Origin of the sequence: Mesorhizobium sp. M2E.F.Ca.ET.219.01.1.1 (genome assembly GCF_004016445.2) — a bacterium.
Classification (GTDB): Bacteria; Pseudomonadota; Alphaproteobacteria; order Rhizobiales; family Rhizobiaceae; genus Mesorhizobium.
In genome coordinates, this window is the sequence record NZ_SADT02000006.1 from 41,487 (window position 1) to 63,404 (window position 21,918).

A 21,918-nucleotide genomic window follows, 5' to 3' on the forward strand; every position below is an offset into this window, starting at 1 on the left:
GGGGGAGACATGCACACCATTCTGCAGCCGGAGGGCTGGGCCAAGCCGATCGGCTATGCCAATGGCGTGGCCGCGCGTGGCCGGCTTGTCTTTATCGGCGGTCAGGTCGGCTGGAACGCCGAGAGCAGATTCGAGACCGACGACTTCGTCGGCCAGGTGCGCCAGACGCTCGCCAATGTCGTCGCCGTGCTGGCCGAAGCCGGCGGCGAGCCGAAGCACATCACCTCGATGACCTGGTATTTCACCGACAAGGCCGAATATGTCGGCAACCTCAAAGGCATCGGCGAGGCCTATCGCGCCGTTATCGGCCGGCACTTTCCGGCGATGGCGGCCATGCAGGTGGTGGCGCTGGTCGAGGACCGCGCCAAGGTCGAGATCCAGGCGACGGCGGTTATTCCTGACTGACTACCGACGCAGCCCGGCCTGCTTCAGCAGCGGCAGAACGTGGTCGCAGAAATAAGGCAGCTCCTGCGTGTAATTGACGAAGGACAGCGCAATGCCCTGATAGCCGTGCGAAGCGATTGCCGCCATATCGGCGGCAATGGTTTCCGGCGTTCCAACCAGTGGATAGGTGCCGGCGCCGCCGGCGAAGCGTTGGCGGTAGCGGTCATAGGCATGCGGGTCATGCGACTGCGAGAATTCCTTCTTGCCGGCCATGTGGGCATCGACCGCTTCGTGGTCAGCCATCGTGACGGCATAGCGCGTGTAATAGGCTTGCGCCTCTTCCATCGTCGGGCGGCAGACGACATGCGCAACTGTATAGACGCCGACGTTGCGGCCCGCCTTCGCGGCGCGTTCGCCGATATCGGCGACATGCTTGCCGGCATCGGCCATTTCCGAAAAGGTCGTGAACAGGTAGTCGCATCGGGCGGCGGCGAAATCGCGGCCCGGGCCGCCGAAGGCGGCGTTCATGGTCACGGGACGCGGCAGTTGCAGACTGGCCGGCCGGCTCACCGCCTCCTTCAGGCGATAGTAGGCGCCCTCATAATCGAGCGGCTCGCTCGACGCGTAAAGCCGCTCCAGGATCTCGATCCATTCGGCGGCCTGGTCATAACCCTTCTCGACCAGCGGCGTGCCGAACATGCCGAATTCCTTCGGGTTCCAACCGCAGACGATGTTGAGCCCCGCGCGGCCCTTGCTGGTATGGTCGACCGTCGCCAGCGCCTTGGCGGCGTAGAGCGGATGAACCAGCGGCACGTGCACGGTCATGAAGAGGCCGATCTGTTCGGTCGACGCGGCAAGGGCTGCCGCCCAGGTAAAGGTCTCGAAGGAGAATTCGCGCACCTTGTTGCGGCCGCCGAAGCCGCGCCAGCGCGCGATCGGCAGCATGAATTCGAGCCCGGCGCGGTCGGCGATCTGGGCCGCCGTCAGATTGTCCTGCCAGCTTGCCGTCCAGCGCTCCGGCACATCGGTGATGGCAAGCCCGCCATCCGCGTTGGTCGAGAAGACGCCAAGCTTCAGGCTGTTCGGGCCATGCAGGGGATGCGCTTTGATCATCTTGGAAACTCTTGGACGGGACGCCCCACGCTAGGCCGGCGTGAAAATATTTCAAGCCTGAAATAGCTTCGCCTCGTCGTCGTTTGCGGATATGGATTGGGCAACATGAAAGGGGATCGGCATGAGCGAATTCCGCCAGAAATGCATCGGCAAGACGAACGTGATCGGCTCCTTCGCCGCCATTCCGCATCCGGTCGCTGTCGAGGTGTTGGCGCAATCCGGGCTCGATTTCCTGTGCATCGACTGGGAACACGCGCAGATCTCCCGCGAGACGATCGAGGCGATGGTGCGGGCGGCCGACGTGCATCGCGTGCCGGCCATGGTGCGCGTTCCAGGCCATGCGCCGGAAGCCATTCAAGCGGCGCTGGACAGCGGCGCGCAGGGCGTGCTGGTGCCGCGTGTCTCGACCGCAGAGCAGGCAGCGATGGCCGTCAAGGCCTCGCGCTATCCGCCCCTCGGCGAACGCGGCGTCGGTCCGGGACGGGCCGCCGGATATGGCTATCGCATTCCCGAATATCTGGCCGCCGCCAATGAGCGGATCGTCGTCGCGGTCCAGGTCGAGACAGCGGAAGGTCTCGCCAACATCGAGGCAATCGCGGCCGTCGACGGTGTCGACCTGATCTTCGTCGGCCCCGGCGATCTTTCGGTATCGATCGACGCGATCGGCCCGGCAGGCGCGGACAGGCTGTCCGAAGCCATCGGGACGATCATCCGCGCGACGGTTCGGCACGGCAGGACCGCCGGCATATTCTGCGCCAGCCCGCAGACCGTCAGCCGCTGGGCCGCTGTCGGCGCCAGTTTCTTTGTGCTGGCCAGCGACACGATGTTTCTTGGCGCCGGCGCCGCGGCCAACTGCACCGCGGCGCGCGGTGAGTTGGCCTAAAACGTACACGAATAGAGGCGTATCGGCGAGGCAACAGACGAGCCGAGACTTTTTAAGCTTAAAACTTTTTCCTTGAAAAGCGCGGCACTTTGGATAGCATCCTTGCTGACTGCCGTGGCGGAGGGCTTTCCGGTCAGTCCGTCGCCGTCCGGGTGGGAGGGATTTCAGTCCTTGTCGTTTGTGCTGCCCCAGTCGTCGTCCAGCGCGCGCTATGCTTTCGATGGCGTGCGCGCCCAGATTCGCGACCTGCACACGGAAAACATTGCCAACCTCGCGGTCCGCGCGCGGGAGCTCGGCGATGTCATCGCGCTCTGGTACGGCGAAGGCGACGTGGTGACGCCGGCCTTCATCCGCGACGCGGCAAAGGCGGCCTTCGACGAAGGCCTGACCTTCTACGTGCCCAACATGCGCGGGCATGGCCCGCTGAATGAAGCGCTGTCGGAATACCAGACGCGCATCCATGGCCGCTCCATTCCCATCGCACGCACCACGGTAACGCCGGGCGGCATGCAGGCGCTGTATCTTGCGCTGGAACTGCTGGTCGATACCGGCACCAATGTCGTCTATGTCGCGCCGCAATGGCCCAACATCCACAACGCCATTCACCTGATCGGCGGCGAGCCGCGGCCGTTCTCGCTCGACTTCAAGGATGACTGGCGGCTCGATCTCGATCGGCTGTTCGCCACTTGCGACGCGCGCACCCGCGCCATCTTCCTGTCGACGCCGTCAAACCCGACCGGCTGGACCGCGTCGCGCGAGGAGATGCAGGCGCTGCTCGATTTCAGCCGGCGCACCGGCATCTGGATCATTTCCGACGAGGTCTATGGCCGGCTCTATTTCGACGGCGATGTCGCGCCCTCGATCCTGCAGATCGCCGAGGACGGCGACCGGGTGCTGTCGGTCAACAGTTTTTCGAAAGCCTGGGCGATGACCGGTTGGCGCATAGGCTGGCTGACGCATCCATCGGGCGTGGCCGACCAGCTCGGCGCCATGACGCAATATATCAACAGCGGCACGGCCGCGCCGATCCAAGCCGGCGCCGTGGCGGCGATCCGCCAGGGCGAGCCGCTTGTCGAAGACATCAGGCAGAGGATCAGGACCGGCCTCGACCTCGCCTATGACCGGCTGGCGCAGATCCCGGGCGTCATTCTGCCGACCAAACCGCGCGGCGGCATGTATGCGTTCTTCGCTCTGGAAGGCGAAAGCGATGCAAGGCAGGCTTGTGCAAAAATCCTGGAGACGGCGCGCGTCGGACTGGCGCCCGGTCATCTCTTCGGCAGCGCGGCAACGCCATTCCTGCGCATGTGTGTCTGCCGGGACCGCGACCAGATAGCGACCGCGCTCGAGCGCATGGTCGCCGCCATGAATTGACGCCCCGCTGGGAGGCGGGACGGCAACAAACCGTGCGGGGCGAGCCCCGCCCGATCGACATCAGAGGGAAGACCCAGAGGGAAAATCAAATGAGCTTTACGCGTCGCAACCTGTTTGTTCTGGCCGCCGCCATCGGCATCGCCGCCGGCCCCGCCACCGCCTATGCCGCCGATGTGCTCAATGTCGGCGCCTACCCGACCAATCCGCCCTTCGAATACAAGAACGAGAGCGGCACTTTCGAGGGTTTCGAGGTCGACATCGTCAACGAAGCGGCCAAGCGTATCGGCATGACCACCGATATCGCCGATCTCGGTTTCCAGGCGCTGTTCGCGGCTGTCAGTTCCAACCGCATCGATGTCGCGATCTCCTCGATCACCATCACACCGGAGCGGTTGAAAACGCTTTCCTTCAGCCAGCCCTACTATGACTCCGACATGGGCATCGCCACCAAGACCGACAGCGCGATCAGGAAGGAAGCCGACCTCAAGGGCAAGGTTGTCGGCGTTCTCTCCGGCTCGACCGGCGAGACCTGGGTCAAGGACCATCAGGCCGCCGACGGCTTCAGCGATGTGAAGGGTTACGACACGCAGCAGAACCTGCTGCTCGATCTCAGCGCCGGCCGCGTCGATGCCGCGGTCAGCGACATCCCCGGCATGCAGTACTCGTTCCAGAAGATGAAGGACCTCGTCGTCAAGGAACGCATCAAGACCGGCGAGCAGTACGGCTTGATGATGAGCAAGGATCATCCGCTGCTCGGCAAGCTCAACGACGCGCTGACGGCGATGAAGAAGGACGGGACGCTGGCCACGATCCACAAGAAGTGGTTCGGCAGCGACGCGCCGGCAGATTCCTCCACGGTCAAGGAAATGCCGCTGCCCAAGGCCTGAGCGGCCACCGGCAAAACGAGCGACGTGCCGGCTCCAAAGGCCGGCACGTCTTGTTTGACGCGTGACGTCCCCGGACCACCACGCTTTCGGCCAATCCGATTTCGATAGTCCGGGTCCTGTCAGGGCGTCGCATGACGCAACACGGTCCGGGAACGCTCCCATGTCGCTGATCGACACTTTCTTCAATCCCGAGGTCATTGCGTCGAGTTTGCCGGCGCTGCTGCGCGGCTTCCTCAACACGCTGCTGCTCGGGATCATGAGCATCGTCATCGGCATCGCGGTGGGGCTGGCGATCAGCCTGGTGCGGCTCTACGCACCAAAGCCGCTGCGGTGGCTCGCCATCGGCTACACCGACATCTTCCGCGCCCTGCCGGTGCTGGTGGTGCTGATCCTGATCTACTACGCGCTGCCCTTCCTAGGCATCCGCCTGTCGTCATGGGCGTCGGCCGTGACCGCATTCGCCATCATCATGTCGGCCTATTCGGCCGAGGTGTTCCGCTCCGGCATCGAAAGCATTCCCAAGGGCCAGTTCGAGGCGGCGCAGGCGCTCGGCCTGCCTTTCATGCTCACCTTGCGCAAAGTGGTGCTGCCGCAGGCGATCCGCGTCGTCATCCCGCCGATGACCAGCAACTGCGTCTCGATGTTCAAGGATACCTCGCTTGCCTCGACGGTGGCGCTGCCGGAACTTCTGAAGGAAGCGACCAACGCGCAATCGCTCTACGCCAGCCCCTCGCCGCTGATCGGCGCCGCGCTCGTCTACCTCATCTTCCTCTGGCCGATGGTCCGCGTCGTCAGCCTGCTCGAGCGCCGCTTCAAGGACGAGAAAGCGCGCTGAACGCCATCGATACCCATCCCCCGTCCCTCGCAGGAGCGTACCCCGTGAACAAGCACCACACCGACAACACCAACGCCGCCGCGTTCCCGGTCGAAAAGATCCGCGCCATGTTTCCCGCCTTGCAGCGGGCCGGTGATTTCATCTTCATGGACAATGCCGCGGGCGCGCAGATCCCGCAAAGCGTGCTCGATGCGGTGACCAACCATCTGGTGGCGCACAATGTGCAGCGCGGCGGCCGCTATGGGCGCAGCGTCACCGTCGACCAATCGGTCGCGACAGCGCGCGAGAGCGTGGCGCTCCTGATCAACGCCTACAGCCCGTCCGAAATCTGCTTCGGCATGAACGCCACCTCGTTCATCCGCCTGGTCAGCCTCGGCATCGGCCAGATGCTTTCAGAACGCGACGAGATCATCGTCACCGACATGGACCACGATGCCAACATAGCCACCTGGCTGGCGCTGGAGCCGGCCGGCGCCAGGTTCAAATGGTGGCGCATGCGCGAGGATGGAAATCTGCATGTCGACGATCTCAAGCCGCTGGTCTCGGAGCGCACGCGCCTCGTCGCCTGCACGGTGACGGCGCATTCGATCGGCTCGATCGTCGATGTCGCTTCGGTGGCCAGGATCGCGCATGCGGCAGGCGCCGAAGTGTTCCTCGATTGCGTGCATTACGGACCGCACGGGCTGATGGACGTGCAGGCCTGGGATTGCGACTACCTCGTCTGCTCCGGCTACAAGAATTTCTCGCCGCATATGGGGTTCCTTTGGGGCCGCTTCGACACGCTGAAGCGGCTGCCGACCTTCCGTGAGGATTTCATTCCGGACGAACCGCCCTACAAGGTCGAGGCGGGCACCTTCATCTACGAGAATGTGTCGGGGATGGACGCGGCAGTGCGCTACCTGGAATCGATCGGGCGCAACTTGCTGCCCGAGAACAACCGCTCGCGCCGCGACAACATCGTCGCCGGCATGAACGCCATCCGCGACTACGAGCTGATGCTGGCGCGCGAGATGATGAAGGTTCTCAAGGATTGCGGCGCCACGATCTACGGCGTCGCCGACCAGGCGCGCATCAACGAGCGCGTGCCGACCTTCTGCTTCAACATCGGCAAGCTGTCGCCGCAACGGATCGTCGAGGAGATGGCGGCGATGCAGATCGGCATCCGCGACGGCCACATGTATGCGCCGCGGCTGATGAAGCGGCTCAACCTGTCGATGGACAGCGGCGCGATCCGTGCCTCGCTGGTGCATTACAACACGGTCGAGGAAGTGCACAAATTCGGCGAGGCGCTGCGGGCTATTGTTGCCAAGCTGTCGTAGTGAAGTTGCGGTAAGTCCGGCGCTTACCCCCACCCGGACCTTCGGTCCGACCTCCCCACAAGGGGGAGGTGGGCGCGCGACGTTCCCGGTCAGGCCGCCTTCTTCTTCGCCAATCTCGCCTTGATGCTCGCGATGTCGGCGCGCGGCGTCGCGGCGAACAGCGTCTTGGTGTAGGCGTGCTTGGGGTTGGAGAAGACCTCGTCACGCGGGCCGTATTCGACGGCCTCGCCGAAATACATCACCATCACGTCGTCCGCGATGTAGCGGACCACCGAGAGGTCGTGGCTGATGAAGACATAGGTCAGCTGGAACTCGTCCTGCAGATCGGCGAGCAGGTTGAGCACTTGGGCCTGCACCGAAAGATCAAGCGCCGAGACCGGCTCGTCCAGCACCAGCAGGCTCGGGTTCAGCATCAGCGCGCGGGCGATGGCGATGCGCTGGCGCTGGCCGCCCGAGAACATGTGCGGATAGCGGTTGTAATGCTCAGGTCCCAGGCCGACCTTCTTCAGCATCTTCATCGCCAGGTCGCGCCGTTCCTCGGCCGGCTTGTCGGTGTTGATCAAGAGCGGCTCGCCGAGCACGTCGCCGATCTTCTGGCGCGGGTTGAGCGAGCCATAAGGGTTCTGAAAGACGATCTGCACCTTGCGGCGCATTTCCTTGGTGAGTCCGTCCCTGGCGATATCGACCTTGTTGCCATCGATGAAGAGCTCGCCGGAGGTGGCCGGATCGATCAGCGTGATGATGCGAGCGAGCGTGGACTTGCCGCAGCCGGACTCGCCGACGATCGCCAGCGTCTTGCCCTTCTCGACGCTGAAGGAAACGCCCTTCACCGCATGCACGGTACGCGCGCCGCGGAACAGGCCGCCGCCGACATGGTAGTCGCGCTTGATGTCCTTGCCCTCGACGACCTTGGTCATGCGCCGGCTCCGGAGGGTGCGGCCTCGAACAGCATGTCGGTCACGGTCGGCAGCCGGTCGCCCACGGCGTTTTCCGGCAGCGCCGAAAGCAGCGCGCGCGTGTAGTTGCTCTTCGGCGATTCAAAGAGCGACAGCACGTCGGCCTCTTCCATCTTGCGGCCCTTGTACTGGACGATGACGCGGTCGGCGGTCTCGGCCACCACGCCCATATTATGGGTGATCATGATCAGGCCCATGCCGTATTTGGCCTGCAGCGAGACGAGCAGATCGAGGATCTGCTTCTGGATGGTGACGTCGAGCGCAGTGGTCGGCTCGTCGGCGATGAGAAGCTTCGGATTGCAGGCGATCGCCATCGCGATCATGACGCGCTGGCACTGGCCGCCCGACATCTGGTGCGGGAAGGAGTTGAGCCGGTCGGCCGGATCGGGGATGCCGACCTGTTTGAAAAGCTCGATGGCGCGCGCCCGGCGCTGGGCCTTGTCCATGCCCATGTGGAAGCGCAGCACTTCCTCGATCTGGAAGCCGACGGTGAAGCAGGGATTGAGGCTGGCGATCGGCTCCTGGAAGATCATGGCGATGTCCTTGCCGATGATCTTGCGGCGGTCGGCCGGGCTGATCTTCAACAGGTCGCGGCCGTTGAAGGTCATGCGATCGGCGGTGACGGAGGCTGTCCATGGCAGGAGCCCCATCACGGCCAGCATCGACACCGATTTGCCGGAGCCGGATTCGCCGACGATGGCGAGCACCTCGCGCTCGTCGACATGGAGCGAGACGCCGTCGACGGCGCGGAACGGGCCGGACGCGGTCTGGAATTCGACGACGAGGTTCTGGATGTCGAGCAGCGCCATCATGACCTCCTGAGCTTGGGATCGAGCGCATCGCGCAGGCCGTCGCCGACCAGGTTGATGGCAAGCACGGTGATGAGGATGGCGAGACCCGGGAAGGTGACCACCCACCAGGCGCGCAGGATGAACTCGCGCGCCGAGGCGAGCATCGTGCCCCATTCCGGCGTCGGCGGCTGGGCGCCGAGGCCGAGGAAGCCGAGCGCGGCCGCTTCGAGGATGGCATTGGAGAAGGACAGCGTGCCCTGGACGATCAGCGGCGCCAGGCAGTTGGGCAGGATGGTGCCGAGCATCAGCCTGAGATGGCCAGCGCCGGCGACCTTCGCCGCAACGACATATTCGCGGCTTTTCTCGGCCATGACGGCGGCGCGCACCAGGCGGGCGAAATGCGGCTGCAGCACCAGCGCGATCGCCAGCATGGCGTTGAACAAGCCGGGGCCGAGGATGGTGACCAGAACCAGTGCCAGCAGCAGCGACGGGAAGGCCAGGATCAGGTCCATGACGCGCATGATCGCGACGTCGACCCAGCCGCGGAAATAGCCCGCGAGCAGGCCGAGCGTAATGCCGCCGGTGAGCGCCAGCGTGACGACGACCGCGCCGATGAGCAGCGAGAAGCGCGCGCCGTAGAGCAGGCGCGAGAGGATGTCGCGGCCGACAGGATCGGTGCCGAGCAGATATTGCGTCGAGCCGCCCTCCTGCCATGCCGGCGGCCGCAGGAACGCGGTCTTGTCCTGGATGTCGGGCGCATAGGGCGCGAGCAGCGGCGCGAACAGCGCGGCCAGCACCAAAAGGATGAAGACAAACAGGCCGATGACCGCGCCGCGGTTCACCGAGAAATAGTGCCAGAAGGTCTTGAGGCCGGTGAGGCGATCCGGGCTGCCGGCGGCCATTGGGGCGATTTCGGTCTGGCTCATTTACGCCGCCCTGATGCGTGGGTTGATGACGGCATAGAGCACATCGACGATGAGGTTCACCGCCATGACGATCAGCGCGATCAAAAGCAGACCTGACTGCACGACGACATAGTCGCGCTTGGATATGGATTCGACCATCCACCTGCCGATGCCGGGCCACGAGAAGATCGTTTCGGTAAGGATGGCGCCGGCGAGCAGCGTACTAACCTGCAGGCCGATAGTGGTGACCACCGGGATGAGTGCATTGCGCAGCGCATGCACACCGATAACCCGGGCCGACGAGAGGCCTTTGGCGCGGGCAGTCCGTACATAGTCCTCGCTCAGCACCTCGAGCATGGCCGAGCGCGTCTGGCGCGCTATCACAGCAAGCGGAATGGTGCCGAGCACAATCGTCGGCAGCACCAGATGGCGCAATACCGAGCGGAATGCAGCCCACTTGCCGTAAATCAAAGTGTCGATGGTCATGAAGCCGGTGATCGGCTTGAAGAAGTACTGCAAGTCGATGCGGCCGTTGACTGGTGTCCAGCCAAGATAACCGGAGAAAAAGATGATCAGCAGCAGGCCCCACCAGAAGATCGGCATGGAATAGCCGACGAGGGCGGTGCCCATCAGCGACTGGTCGAACCACGAGCCACGCTTGACGGCGGCGAAGATGCCGGCCGGAATGCCGAGCACCATGGCGAAGATCATGGCGAAGAAGGATAGTTCCAGCGTCGCCGGGAAGAGCGTCTTGAACTCCTCGAGCACCGGGCGCTTGGACGAAATGGAGACGCCGAAATCGCCGGTGGCGACCTCACCGACATAGCGCGCGTACTGCTCCCAGATCGGCAGATCGAAGCCGAACTGTTGCTTGAGCTCTTCGTAGCGGGCGGGGGCGACGCCATGCTCGCCGGCCATGGCCAGGATCGGATCGCCGGGCAGCAGCCGGACGAAGGCGAAGGCGCAGATGGTGATGCCGACGAGGGTCGGGATCAGGAGGGCGATTTTGTTGAGAAGATATCGGAGCATCGTCGAATTGAAGGGGGCGGCGCCAAAGTTGCGCCGCCCCGTTCGCAATATTATTCGGCCTTGTCAACGCCGTCGAAGCGATGAATGCCGAGCGGGTCCATCTTGAAGCCGCTGACATTGTTACGAACAACCGCGTAAACCTGGCTGTGGGCGAGCAGGAAAGCCGGAGCCTGCTTGGCGAAGATCACCTGCGCCTGCTCGTAGAGCTTGGTGCGCTCGGCCTGGTCGCTGGTCTTCTTGGCCTTCTGGATCAGGTCCTCGAAGTCCTTGTCGCACCAGCTGGAGTAGTTCGAGACGCCGATGGCCGAGCAGGCGAACAGGGTGGCGAAGAAATTGTCCGGATCGCCATTGTCGCCGGTCCAGCCGATCTGGAAGGCGCCGGGACGGTCCTTCTTCTTGCCTTCGGCGCGATACTTGGTCCACTCGTAGTTGACGATTTCCGCCTTGACGCCGACCTTGGCCCAGTCGGCCTGGATCAGCTCCGCGGCGCGCTGGAAGTTCGGGTTATACGGGCGGACGCGGTCGGAAGCCCAGAGCTGGATTTCCTTCAGCCCGGCAGCCTCGAGTACCTTCTTGGCCTCATCCGGATTGTAGGCGTCGGTCTTCACATCCTTGTTCCACGACCACATGGTCGGCGGGATCAGGTTCTCGGCGGGCGTGGCGCCGGCATCCTGGAACAGCGACTTGATCAGCGCTTCCCGGTCGATCGCCTGGTTGAGCGCATGGCGCACCTCCGGCTTGTCGAGCGGCGGGATCGTGGTGTTGTAGCTCATATAGCCGATGTTCAGGCCGGCCTGATCCATCAAGGTCACGTCCTTGTTGGCCTTGATGGTGCCGATGTCGGCCGGGTTCGGATAGGGCGCAACGTCGCATTCGCCAGCCAGCACCTTCTGGATGCGGGCGGTGGCGTCAGGCGTGATGGCGAAGACGAGATCGTCGATCTTTTCCTTGCCCTTGAAGTAGTCCGGGTTGGCCGCGTAGCGGATGACCGAATCCAGCTGGTAGTCGACGAACTGGAACGGACCGGTGCCGATCGGCTTGGTCGAGAAGTCGGCCATCTTGCCGTCCTTCTGCAGCTGGTCGGCATATTCCTTCGACACGATCGAGGCGAAATCCATGCCGAGATTGGCCAGCATCGGCGCATTCGGCTCGGTCAGCGTCAGCTTGACGGTGAGGTCGTCGACCTTCTCCCACTTGGCGACATATTTCGGCATGTCCATGCCGGTGTAGTAGTCCCAGGTGAGGTTCGGCAGATACTTGTCGCCGTTCCAAGGATTCTCCTTGTTGAACTGGCGATCGAAGGAGAAGACGACGTCATCGGCGTTGAGGTCGCGCGTCGGCTTGAAATAGTCGGTGGTCTGGAACTTCACACCCGGATGCAGGTGGAAAGTGTAGACCAGGCCATCGTCGGAAATTTCCCACTTGTCGGCAAGACCCGGCTCGACTTCGGTGCCGCCATGCTTGAATTCGACCAGTCGCGAATAGACGGTGCGCGAGGACGCGTCGAAGTCGTTGCCGCCGGTCGTGGTACCCGGATCGAAATTGGCCGGCGACGCTTCCGAGCAATAAACGAGCGTCTTGGCACTGGCCACGCCGCCGAGGACGCTTGCAGCCAGCAACGCGGCTGCAAAAGTCATTGTCTTTTTCATTGAGCACTCCCTGATGTTCTCTCAAGCCCCTCTATCAGGCTCGCGAAGGGCGCATATAAGCACCGTTTCTTCGCCTTTGGAACACCTCGTATGCGTACCCCACGGGAAGCAGGAAAAGAATCCGGATTATGCTCCGGGAATAGAAAGAATGAGCATTATTTTCTCCTCACAACATTATTAACAACGGGATTTTTTTATTGATCGGCTGTCTCGGGAAACGAGCCCGTGAGGCGGCGGTGCTGGAGGTCCGCCTGCCTTCCAGGAAGGCCGTGGAGAGCTGGATTCGACGGCAAATCTTTCCTCGCATTGCCGCTGGGGCAAGGCTTGCACGGTCGCGGATAGAGGCAATACATAGATGGTGGGCGGGATTTCCCGGAAAATCCGGACCGGCGTGGAGGACGCTTCTTGCGGAAGCGGGCGCCCAGATCGAACGCGACAGGGAGAGACAGGTGGCAAAAGCAGCCAAGACGACAGCCCCGGCGAAAAAAAGAGATAAGGCCGCCGCGGAAAGCAATACGCCCAAGGCTGCCAAGTCTGCCGCCGCATCGAAGCCGAAGACGGCCGCCAAGGCAGCGCCCGCCAAAGCAGCAGCAAAGCCTGCCGCCGCCAAACCCGCAGCCGCAAAGACCAAGGCCGCAGCCGCGAAAGTTGACAAGCCGGCAGCCACGAAAGCAGCTGCCGCGAAGCCGGCCGCCGCCAAGCCTGCCTCGAAGGGCTTGCCGAAGGCGATCACCGAACTCACGGCCGGCCTGCCGGAAAAACCGTGGCTGAAAAGCTATCCGAAGAACATGCCGGCCGAGATCGGCGCCCTGCCCTACAAGTCCATCGGCGAGTTCCTGGTCGGCGCCTGCAAGCAATTCGCCGGGCGGCCGGCCTTCGTGTGCATGGGCAAGTCGATCACCTACGCCGAGCTCGAGCGGCTGTCGGCCGCGTTCGGCGCCTATCTGCAGGCGAGAGGCCTGGAGAAGGGCGCGCGCGTGGCGCTCATGATGCCGAATGTGCTGCAGTATCCGGTGGCGATGATGGCGGTGCTTCGCGCCGGCTACACGGTGGTGAATATCAACCCGCTCTACACGCCGCGCGAACTGGAACACCAGTTGAAGGATTCCGGTGCGCAGGCGATCGTCATCCTCGAGAACTTCGCCGGCACGCTGCAGGCGGTCATCGCCAGGACGCCGGTCAAGCATGTCATCGTCGCGTCGATGGGCGACATGCTCGGCGGCCTCAAGGGCGCCATCGTCAACCTCGTCGTGCGGCGGGTGAAGAAGATGGTGCCGGCATGGTCGCTGCCCGGCCATGTCAAGTTCAACGCCGTGCTCAAGACCGGCGCGACCATCGCCTTCAAGCCGCCGACGGTCTCCAGCGACGACATCGCCTTCCTGCAATATACGGGGGGAACCACCGGCGTCTCGAAGGGCGCTGTGCTGCTGCATCGCAACGTGCTTTCGAACGTGGCGCAGAATTCGCTGTGGGTGGAGGACGCCTATGCGGTGAAGCCCAAGCCGGCGCATCTCAACTTCATCTGCGCGCTGCCGCTCTATCATATCTTCGCGCTGACGGTGAACGCGCTGATGGGCATGCAGCAGGGCGCGCAGAACGTGCTGGTCCCCAACCCGCGCGACATTCCGGGCTTCGTCAAGGAACTGGCGAAATACCCGATGCACATCTTCCCCGGCCTCAACACGCTGTTCAACGCGCTGCTCAACAATGAGGATTTTCGCAAGCTGGACTTCAAGCCGCTGATCCTGACGCTGGGCGGCGGCATGGCGGTGCAGAAGGGCGTCGCCGAACGCTGGAAGGCGCTGACCGGCTGCCCGGTCAGCGAAGGCTACGGGCTTTCCGAAACATCGCCGGTGGCCACCGCCAACAAGTTCAGCTCCAGCGACTTCACCGGCACGATCGGGCTGCCGCTGCCCTCGACCGAGATCGCCATCCGCGACGACGACGGCAACAACGTGCCGCTCGGCGAGGTGGGCGAGATCTGCATCCGCGGCCCGCAGGTGATGGCCGGCTACTGGAACCGGCCCGACGAGACCGCCAAGGTGATGACCAAGGACGGCTTCTTCAAATCCGGCGACATGGGCTTCATGGACGAGCGCGGCTACACCAAGATCGTCGACCGCAAGAAGGACATGATCCTGGTCTCCGGCTTCAACGTCTATCCCAACGAACTGGAAGAAGTGGTGGCGCATCACCCCGGCGTGATGGAAGCGGCAGCGGTCGGCGTGCCGGACGAGCATTCCGGCGAAGTGCCTAAATTGTTCGTGGTCAGGAAGGATCCGGCGCTCACCGTCGAGGCGCTGATGGCTTATTGCCGCGAGAACCTGACCGGCTACAAGCGGCCGAGATACATCGAGTTCCGCACCGAACTGCCGAAGACGCCGGTCGGCAAGATCCTGCGTCGCGCGCTGCGGGACCAGGCTTGAGCGATAGCAAGGCCAGCCTAAGGCGGGAGCCGGCGAAAGCGCTCGATCCGGCGGAGTTCATCAAGGCGAACATGCGGCTGGCGCCGGTACCCGCGCTGCCGGAGGTCCGGCTTTATCTGGCGCATCCCGGCAGCGGCCTGCGGCGGCTGCTCGAACCGGACGATGACAGCGACGAGACCCGGCCTGAGCCACAACCGCCCTACTGGGCCTATGCCTGGGCCGGCGGCGCGGTGCTGGCCCGTTATGTGCTGGACCGTCCGTCGATCGTGGCCGGCAAACGCGTGCTCGATCTCGGCGCCGGCTCGGGGCTGGTCGGTATCGCGGCGGCGAGAGCCGGAGCGCGCGCTGTGATCGCGGCGGAGGTCGACCGCAACGGGATCGTGGCGCTGGGCCTCAACGCGCAAGCCAATGGCGTCGCCATCCAGATATTCGAGGGGGATGTCACAGACGGTCCGCCGCCAGCGGTCGAGCTGGTGCTCGCGGGCGATGTCTTTTACGCGCAGGATGTGGGACAGCGGATGATGCCTTTCCTCGACCGCTGCCTGGCCGCCGGCATCGATGTGCTGGTCGGCGATCCCGGCCGCGCATGGCTGCCGAGGTCGCGGCTCTGCCTGCTCGGCGAATACCAGGTGCCAGACGTCGGCGGAAACGGCGGCGGCGAGCCGAAGCCGAGCGCGGTGTTCGCGCTTGTGGCCGAACCCGGTTAGCCGGCCGGCACGTTCACCCGCGCGGCAAGAAAATCCGGCAAGTCGGCGACCGAGTCCAGGATGACATCGGCCATCGGCGCCAGCGAGTCGCGCGTGCCGGTGCCGGAAAGGACGCCCACCGCCAGGCCGCAGCCGCCGGCGCGCGCCATTTCGAGGTCGTGGCGGTTGTCGCCGACCATGGCGATCTCGCCGGGTCTCAGCCCGGTCAGATCGCAGAAGGCAATGACGGTGTCCGGCGCTGGCTTCGGGTTGGCCACCGCATCATAGCCGAAGGCGGCGTCGAAGAGCTGCGCGACACCGAGCGTGGCGAGCGTCTTCTCGGCGCCGCTGGTGGAGTCATTGGTGGCGACGCCCATGCGGTAGGATCGGTTGTGCAGCGCCCGCAGCGAATCGATAACGCCGGGAAGCGCCACCGCCATCGAGGAGCCCTGCACCGAGGTGATCTCGTTGAAGCGGGAAACGGCGAGCAGCTGATCCTCGTTAGACAGGCGCGGGAACCAGAGCTCGACGACATCCATGTTCGAGCCGGACGCAAAGATCGAATCGGGCTTGAAGCGCTTGGTGGCGAAGTCGAAGCCGGCGGCGGCGAGCAGCCTGTCGGCCTTCCAGCGGTCGCCCTCGGCAGCGTCCATGGCCATGAAGTCGGCGATGCCGAGCCAGGTTGCGTTGAAATCGACAAGCGTGCCGTCCTTGTCGAAGAGAATTCCCTTGATGTCTGCCAATCCTGTTACTCCGCACCGCGCAATTGGTGGATGTGTCCCACCAGACCGGCAGTCGAGGCGTCGCGGTTTGCGGCAGTCTCCTTGCCCTCAACGACAGGCAGCAGGCCCGTCGCCAGTTCCTTGCCGAGCTCGACCCCCCATTGGTCGAAGGAATTGATGTTGAACAGCGTGCCCTCGACGAAGACGCGATGTTCATAAAGTGCGATAAGCCGCCCCAGCGTGCGCGGATCGAGTTTCCTGTAAAGAATGGTCAGAGAGGGGCGGTTGCCCGAGAAGACGCGGTGCGGCGCGATGCGGTCGACATCGGCCGGCTTCATGCCCTTGGCCAGCATCTGCGCGCGCGCCTCTTCCAGCGTGCGACCCTTCATCAAGGCCTCCGACTGCGCCAAGACATTGGCTAGCAGAAGGTCGTGCTGGTGCTTCAGTTCGGGCTCGTGGCCGACGGCAGCGGCGAGGAATTCGACCGGTATGAAGTCGGTGCCCTGATGCAGCAGCTGGAAGAAGGCGTGCTGGCCGTTGGTGCCGGGTTCGCCCCAGACCAGCGGGCCGGTCGGCGTGGCGACCGCGGTGCCGTCCAGCGTGACGCTCTTGCCGTTCGATTCCATGTCGAGCTGCTGCAGATAGGCCGGCAGGCGCGACAGGCGCTGGTCGTAGGGGATGACGGCGCGGGCCGGATATTTGCAGACGACCCGGTGCCACCAGCCGATCAGCCCCAGCAGCACCGGCAGGTTCTTTTGCATCGGCGCGGTACGGAAATGCTCGTCCATCTCATGCGCGCCGTCGAGGAAGGCGCGGAAGTTGCGCGGGCCGACGGCGATCATCACCGGCAGGCCGATGGCGCTCCAGACCGAGTAGCGGCCGCCGACCCAGTCCCAGAAGCCGAAGACACGGTCCTGTTCGATGCCGAACTTCGCCACCAGGTCGAGCGCGGTCGAGACGGCGGCGAAATGCTTGCCGATCGCTTGCTTGCCCAGCGCCTTCTCCACCCATTGGCGCGCAGTCTCAGCATTCGTCATCGTCTCGACGGTGGTGAAGGTCTTGGAGGCGACGATGAACAGGGTCGTCTCGGCGGAAAGGCCCTTCAGCGTGTCATGGATATGGGCGCCGTCGACATTGGAGACGTAATGCGCGCGCGGCCCGTCATGGTAGGGCGCCAGCGCCAGCGTCACCATCGCCGGGCCGAGGTCCGAACCGCCGATGCCGATGTTGACGATGTCGGTGATCTTCTTGCCGGTGGCGCCCGCGGCCTTGCCGGAGCGGATGGCGTCGGCGAAAGCGCCCATGGCGTCGAGCACGGCGATCACATCGGCCTTGGTGTCCTGGCCGTCGACGATCACGCTTTTTCCCGTCAGGTTGCGCAGCGCGGTGTGCAGAACGGCGCGGTTCTCGGTGATGTTGATCTTCTTGCCTTCGAACATCGCGGCGCGGCGTCCTGCGAGATCGGCGGCGCCGGCGAGCTTCTCCAGCATCGTCATGGTATTTGCGTCCACCGCGCATTTCGACCAGTCGAGGAGGAGGTCGCCGTCGGTGGCGGAGAATGTCTCGAAGCGCTTGGGATCGGCGGCGAAGGCCTCGCGCATCGCACCCTTGGCCGCCGCGCGCTGATCACGCAGGGCGGCAAGTTGCTTGTTGAAAGATGACTGGTCCACTGGCGGGCTCCTGGCGGGTTTTTAGATTTATCTTAACAGGCCGGATGTTTCCGGCGCGTGTCGTCGCGTCATTTTCGCATCATTCTATTGAGCCGATTTTCATTTCATTCAAGCGTGGCATTGCCGCAGCGCATCACGCTTTTATGATGCATTGCAGCATTGTTTTATCGACCGACAGATGGACCGCCTACGCGGCTGATAGATCACTGGCATAAATCCCAGCGATCAGAAAAATTGATTGGCGCAACCCCTTGTGCCACCCATACACTCCAATGGTCCAGCCAAGTGAAAACAGCTGGCCATCCGAGGAAGATTCCCCATGCCACAGCGCAATGACACGGCCATATGGTCCGGCCTCTTCCGGATTTCGGCTGAATCCGGCCAAACCCTCCAGGCGCAGATCCGCCAGGCGATCGTCGCGGCCATTCTCGACCGACAAATCGCCGCTTCGATGCCGCTGCCGTCGTGCCGAATTCTCGCGGAAAAACTTGGAGTTGCCCGCGGTACCGTGGTGCTCGCCTTCCAGCAGCTGGTCGACCAGGGCTTTCTGGTGGCGCGCGAACGGCGCGGCCATTTCGTCAATCCGGATGTGCTGGCCACACCGGCCAAGCCGCACCAGAAGGCGCCGGACCAGCAGAACGAGATCGACTGGAAGGCGCGCCGCCAGATCGCCGCCAGCGACATGCCGCCGCCGGCCAAGCACGACAACTGGATCAAGTCCTCCTACCCGTTCGTCTACGGCCAGTTCGATCCGGCGCTGTTCCCGACCGCCGAATGGCGCGAATGCAACCGCATGGCGCTGGCGGTGCTCGAGATCCGCAACTGGGCGTCCGACATGGTGGATCGCGACGACCCGCTGCTGATCGAGCAGATCCAGGCCAGGCTCCTGCCGCGCCGCGGCATCTTCGCCAATCCGGACGAGATCATCGTGACGCTGGGGGCGCAGAACGCGCTCTATATGCTCGCCTCGCTCTTGATGACCAAGGGCTCGAAAGTGGCGATGGAGGATCCAGGTTATCCGGATGCACGCTCGATCTTCCGGCTGGCCGGCGCCGATATCCAGCCGGTTCCGGTCGACCAGCAAGGCATCGTCACCTCGTCGATCCCCAGCGATTCGGGCTTCGTCTTCGTCACGCCGAGCCACCATTGCCCGACCATGGTGCCGCTGTCGGCGGAACGCCGGCAGGACCTTCTGGCGCGCGCCAACCGCAACAACCAGATCATCATCGAGGACGGCTATGACAGCCAGCTGCTCGACGAGGCGCCGCAGCAGGCGCTGAAGAGCCTCGACCGCTCTGGCCGCGTCATCTATGTCGGCTCGATGTCGAAGACGCTGGCTCCGGGGCTGAGGCTCGGCTACATCGTCGCCTCGGCGGGGCTGATCGCCGAGCTTCGCGCGCTGCGCCGCTTCATGCTCAGGCACCCGCCGGCGAACAACCAGCGCGCCGTCGCGCTGTTCCTGTCCCTCGGCCATCACGAGGCGCTGGTGCGCAGGCTTTCCGCCGCCTTCGACGAGCGGCGCAAGCGGCTGGTCCATGCGATTTCCGCTTTCCTGCCAGAATGGCGCTCGACCGACTCGGCGGGCGGCACATCGCTCTGGCTGGAAGGGCCGCGCGGCACCGATTCCCGCGGCCTGGCCGAAGCCGCGGCTTCGCGCAGCGTCATCATAGAACCTGGCGACCGGTTCTTCGACCGCAGCGAAAAGCCTTCGCGTTTCATGCGCTTGGGCATCTCCTCGATCTCGCTGCAGCATATCGAGCCGGGCATCCGCGAGCTTGCCACCGCCGCCGGCCGCAGGCCCGCGGCCGCCTGATTGCCATGGACTTTAAAAAAAGAGCCGGCACCGCGCCGGCTCTTTTTGTTTTGGCACACATCCGTTGCTTTAGCAGTCTGGCATATTCGACGGGATTCGCTGGCCCATAGGCTGCACCAATGCCGGCGGCATAGTCGGGCCATAAGGGGACGAGGCAGGCCAATGGTGGACCAACCACCCGTGTCCCGCCTCGCGGATAAAGATAAAGTGGAGTGCTTCCATGTCAGTGGCTCTCGAGAAGCAGGAAACGTCGTCGGACCAGCGTTCGCGGCGTTCCGGCGGGCGCGAAGCGCGCCGCGCGATGCGGGCAGCACCTTTGGCCGACGACATCCGCCCGGTGCGGGCGGGGCTTGAAGGCGGCAGCTACGGGCCATTGAGCCAGAACGACCAGGAACGCATCCACGAAGCGGTACTGACGCTCCTGGAGACGGTCGGCTTCGCCAACGCCATCCCGTCCTGCATCGAAGCGCTGACCCGGGTCGGCGGCATCTATGGCGACGACGGTCGCATCCGGCTGCCGCGCGCGCTGGTGCTGGACACGATCAAAAGGGCGGCGCGCAACTTCACCCTCTACGGCCAGGATCCCAAGCACGACATGGTGATCCAGGGCAAACGCGTGCATTACGGCACGGCGGGCGCGGCGGTGCATCTGGTCGATGTCGAGAAGCGCGAATACCGCGAATCGCTGCTGCAGGATCTCTATGACGCCGCCCGTCTCGTCGACGGGCTGGACAACATCCATTTCTTCCAGCGCACCATGGTGCCGCGCGACATTCCCGACCCGCTCGATATGGATTTCAACACGCTCTACGCCTGTGTGATGGGGACGTCGAAGCATGTCGGCACCTCGTTCACCGTGCGTGAGAACGTCAAGCCGGCGCTGGAGATGCTCTATGCGATCGCCGGCGGCGAGGAGAATTTCCGGGCGCGGCCGTTCGTCTCAAACTCGAACTGCTTCGTCGTGCCGCCGATGAAGTTCGCCGAGGACGCCTGCGGCGTGCTCGAAGCCTGCGTCGAAGGCGGCATTCCGATCCTGCTGCTCTCCGCCGGCCAGGCCGGCGCCACGGCACCCGCGGCGATTGCCGGCGCGGTCGTGCAGGCGGTGGCGGAAGTGCTGATGGGCCTGGTCTATGTCAACGCAATCAAGCCCGGACATCCGGCGATCTTCGGCACCTGGCCCTTCGTCTCCGACCTCAGGACCGGCGCCATGTCCGGCGGCTCGGCCGAGCAGGCGGTGCTGACCGCGGCCTGCGCGCAGATGGCGCAATATTACGACCTGCCCGGCGGCTCGGCCGCCGGCATGTCGGACTCCAAGCTGCCCGACATCCAGGCGGGCTACGAGAAAGGCATCACCAATGTCATGGCGGGACTGTCCGGCTTGAACCTGGTCTATGAATCGGCCGGCATGCATGCCTCACTGCTCGGCTTCTGCCTGGAAAGCCTGATCATCGACAACGACATGCTTGGCCACTGCCTGCGCTGCGTGCGCGGCATCGAGGTGACTGACGACGCACTGTCGATCGACACCATCGCCGAGGTCTGCCTCAAGGGCCCCGGCCACTATCTCGGCAACGATCAGACATTGAAGCTGATGCAGACCGAGTACTTCTATCCCGCCGTCGGCGACCGTTTCTCGCCCAAGGAATGGAACGAAAAGGGCCGCCCCGACATCCTGTCGCGGGCGATCGCGGAGAAGAAGCGCGTGCTTGCGGAGCGGTTCCCGCGCCATGTCTCGCGCATTCTCGACGATAAGCTGCGCGCCCGCTTCGGCGAGATGATTAAGCTGCCGCGCAGCGGCATGGGCGGGTAGGAGGCGTTGATATTCAGGTGAGGCCGGCCTGCAAATGGCGGTTTCCTGCGCTTCCGGTGCTCACGTACTTAAGTACGCTCCGCTCCGGTTCTCGGAAACCACCTTGTTTGGTCGCTTCGCGCCCGTCTTCGACTCCGACTCGGCCTGACCTGAATCTCAACGTCTCCTGCCTGCCAGTCAATCGGCCCTCAACCCGTATCGCTCAACCACTTCTGGGTTGATCAGCTTGGCGTGCAGCGCCATCAGCACGATCTGCGCATCGAAACTGTCGCCCGCTTCGAGCGCCGCCTCGACGCGGCGCTCGACCGCCAAGGTCGGCTCACGGCCATTGGCCTGCTCGAACACGTCCGGCCCGGCGACGCAATAGCCGCAAAGCTGCGCCACCGATTGATACGCGTCAGCCGGCGGCTCGTCCGGCCAGCGGTCGTTCATCAGATTGACGATGGTGAGCTTTACGCCTTCGGGCACCAGGGCAGGATGCAGGTCCGCCGCGCGCAAGGCGTCATCCAACTGCCGCAGGTCGCCGGAGCGGCCGAACATGCCGAGAAAGCCAAGGGAAGAACGCCGTTTCGCCACGATGATCTCTCCCCTTCGCAGCCTGCCGAGCTCGACCTTATCTGTGGGCTGAGCGTGGCCGAGACAAGGGCACGAAAAAGGACGGCCCGCCGA

The 21,918-nt window shown here is 64.1% G+C and carries 19 protein-coding genes; 10 read left to right on the forward strand and 9 right to left on the reverse strand.

Translation table 11 applies throughout. From position 1 onward, the window contains the following. Positions 1–9: 9 nt before the first annotated feature. On the forward strand, positions 10–405 hold the full coding sequence (locus tag EN862_RS26155) for a RidA family protein (RefSeq protein WP_127866389.1): 396 nt from the start codon (positions 10–12) through the stop codon (positions 403–405). On the opposite strand, the gene EN862_RS26160 is transcribed toward EN862_RS26155, so the two are convergent. Continuing rightward, positions 406–1,497 carry an LLM class flavin-dependent oxidoreductase gene (locus EN862_RS26160; RefSeq protein WP_127866390.1) on the reverse strand — a complete coding sequence of 364 codons (1,092 nt, stop codon included), beginning with the start codon at positions 1,495–1,497 and terminating at the stop codon, positions 406–408. A 121-nt stretch (positions 1,498–1,618) separates the two neighbouring features. Between EN862_RS26160 and EN862_RS26165 the strand changes: the two genes are divergently transcribed. The 5 genes from EN862_RS26165 to EN862_RS26185 all read left to right on the forward strand — a co-directional run bounded on the left by EN862_RS26165 (position 1,619) and on the right by EN862_RS26185 (position 6,792). After that, positions 1,619–2,380, forward strand: a complete 762-nt coding sequence (locus tag EN862_RS26165; protein ID WP_127866391.1) for an HpcH/HpaI aldolase/citrate lyase family protein — start codon at positions 1,619–1,621, stop codon at positions 2,378–2,380. Positions 2,381–2,560: 180 nt separating this feature from the next. Continuing rightward, on the forward strand, positions 2,561–3,751 hold the full coding sequence (locus EN862_RS26170) for a pyridoxal phosphate-dependent aminotransferase (protein WP_245519710.1): 1,191 nt from the start codon (positions 2,561–2,563) through the stop codon (positions 3,749–3,751). An 89-nt stretch (positions 3,752–3,840) separates the two neighbouring features. Then, a complete protein-coding gene (locus EN862_RS26175; RefSeq protein WP_127866393.1) occupies positions 3,841–4,638 on the forward strand; it encodes an ABC transporter substrate-binding protein in 798 nt (265 codons plus the stop codon). 160 nt (positions 4,639–4,798) lie between these two features. Further along, positions 4,799–5,473 (forward strand): amino acid ABC transporter permease, encoded by a 675-nt coding sequence (locus EN862_RS26180; RefSeq protein WP_127866394.1) that lies wholly within the window; start codon positions 4,799–4,801, stop codon positions 5,471–5,473. Between the two features lie 44 nt (positions 5,474–5,517). Further along, positions 5,518–6,792: a cysteine desulfurase-like protein gene (locus tag EN862_RS26185; protein ID WP_127866395.1), complete on the forward strand. Its 1,275-nt coding sequence runs from the start codon at positions 5,518–5,520 to the stop codon at positions 6,790–6,792. An 89-nt stretch (positions 6,793–6,881) separates the two neighbouring features. On the opposite strand, the gene EN862_RS26190 is transcribed toward EN862_RS26185, so the two are convergent. From EN862_RS26190 to EN862_RS26210, 5 genes are read right to left on the reverse strand one after another with little or no spacing between them, the layout of a single operon-like run. Continuing rightward, positions 6,882–7,709 (reverse strand): dipeptide ABC transporter ATP-binding protein, encoded by an 828-nt coding sequence (locus tag EN862_RS26190; RefSeq protein ID WP_127866396.1) that lies wholly within the window; start codon positions 7,707–7,709, stop codon positions 6,882–6,884. Then, entirely contained in the window at positions 7,706–8,557 is an 852-nt protein-coding gene (locus EN862_RS26195) for an ABC transporter ATP-binding protein (protein WP_127866822.1), read from the reverse strand. The genes EN862_RS26190 and EN862_RS26195 overlap by 4 nt, the downstream gene beginning before the upstream one ends. Further along, positions 8,557–9,465, reverse strand: a complete 909-nt coding sequence (locus EN862_RS26200) for an ABC transporter permease subunit (protein ID WP_127866397.1) — start codon at positions 9,463–9,465, stop codon at positions 8,557–8,559. The genes EN862_RS26195 and EN862_RS26200 overlap by 1 nt, the downstream gene beginning before the upstream one ends. Continuing rightward, the gene (locus EN862_RS26205; protein WP_127866398.1) at positions 9,466–10,473 is read right to left on the reverse strand and encodes an ABC transporter permease subunit; all 1,008 of its coding nucleotides are present in this window, start codon (positions 10,471–10,473) and stop codon (positions 9,466–9,468) included. Between the two features lie 50 nt (positions 10,474–10,523). Continuing rightward, positions 10,524–12,122 (reverse strand): ABC transporter substrate-binding protein, encoded by a 1,599-nt coding sequence (locus EN862_RS26210; protein ID WP_127866399.1) that lies wholly within the window; start codon positions 12,120–12,122, stop codon positions 10,524–10,526. Between the two features lie 449 nt (positions 12,123–12,571). Between EN862_RS26210 and EN862_RS26215 the strand changes: the two genes are divergently transcribed. Next, on the forward strand, positions 12,572–14,548 hold the full coding sequence (locus EN862_RS26215) for a long-chain fatty acid--CoA ligase (RefSeq protein ID WP_127866400.1): 1,977 nt from the start codon (positions 12,572–12,574) through the stop codon (positions 14,546–14,548). Positions 14,549–14,619: 71 nt separating this feature from the next. After that, positions 14,620–15,255 carry a 50S ribosomal protein L11 methyltransferase gene (locus EN862_RS26220; protein WP_127866823.1) on the forward strand — a complete coding sequence of 212 codons (636 nt, stop codon included), beginning with the start codon at positions 14,620–14,622 and terminating at the stop codon, positions 15,253–15,255. Here EN862_RS26220 and EN862_RS26225 read toward each other — a convergent pair. Beyond that, positions 15,252–15,977, reverse strand: a complete 726-nt coding sequence (locus EN862_RS26225) for an HAD family hydrolase (RefSeq protein WP_127866401.1) — start codon at positions 15,975–15,977, stop codon at positions 15,252–15,254. The genes EN862_RS26220 and EN862_RS26225 overlap by 4 nt on opposite strands. Positions 15,978–15,982: 5 nt before the next feature. Beyond that, entirely contained in the window at positions 15,983–17,626 is a 1,644-nt protein-coding gene (pgi, locus tag EN862_RS26230) for a glucose-6-phosphate isomerase (RefSeq protein ID WP_127866402.1), read from the reverse strand. A gap of 319 nt (positions 17,627–17,945) precedes the next feature. Here pgi and EN862_RS26235 point away from each other — a divergent pair, with 319 nt between their 5' ends. Together EN862_RS26235 and EN862_RS26240 are read left to right on the forward strand one after the other, a co-directional pair. Continuing rightward, positions 17,946–19,439 carry a PLP-dependent aminotransferase family protein gene (locus tag EN862_RS26235; RefSeq protein WP_112128115.1) on the forward strand — a complete coding sequence of 498 codons (1,494 nt, stop codon included), beginning with the start codon at positions 17,946–17,948 and terminating at the stop codon, positions 19,437–19,439. Between the two features lie 220 nt (positions 19,440–19,659). Next, entirely contained in the window at positions 19,660–21,249 is a 1,590-nt protein-coding gene (locus EN862_RS26240; RefSeq protein WP_127866403.1) for a trimethylamine methyltransferase family protein, read from the forward strand. A 177-nt stretch (positions 21,250–21,426) separates the two neighbouring features. Here EN862_RS26240 and EN862_RS26245 read toward each other — a convergent pair whose 3' ends face one another. Further along, entirely contained in the window at positions 21,427–21,825 is a 399-nt protein-coding gene (locus tag EN862_RS26245) for a hypothetical protein (RefSeq protein ID WP_127866404.1), read from the reverse strand. Positions 21,826–21,918 lie beyond the last annotated feature (93 nt).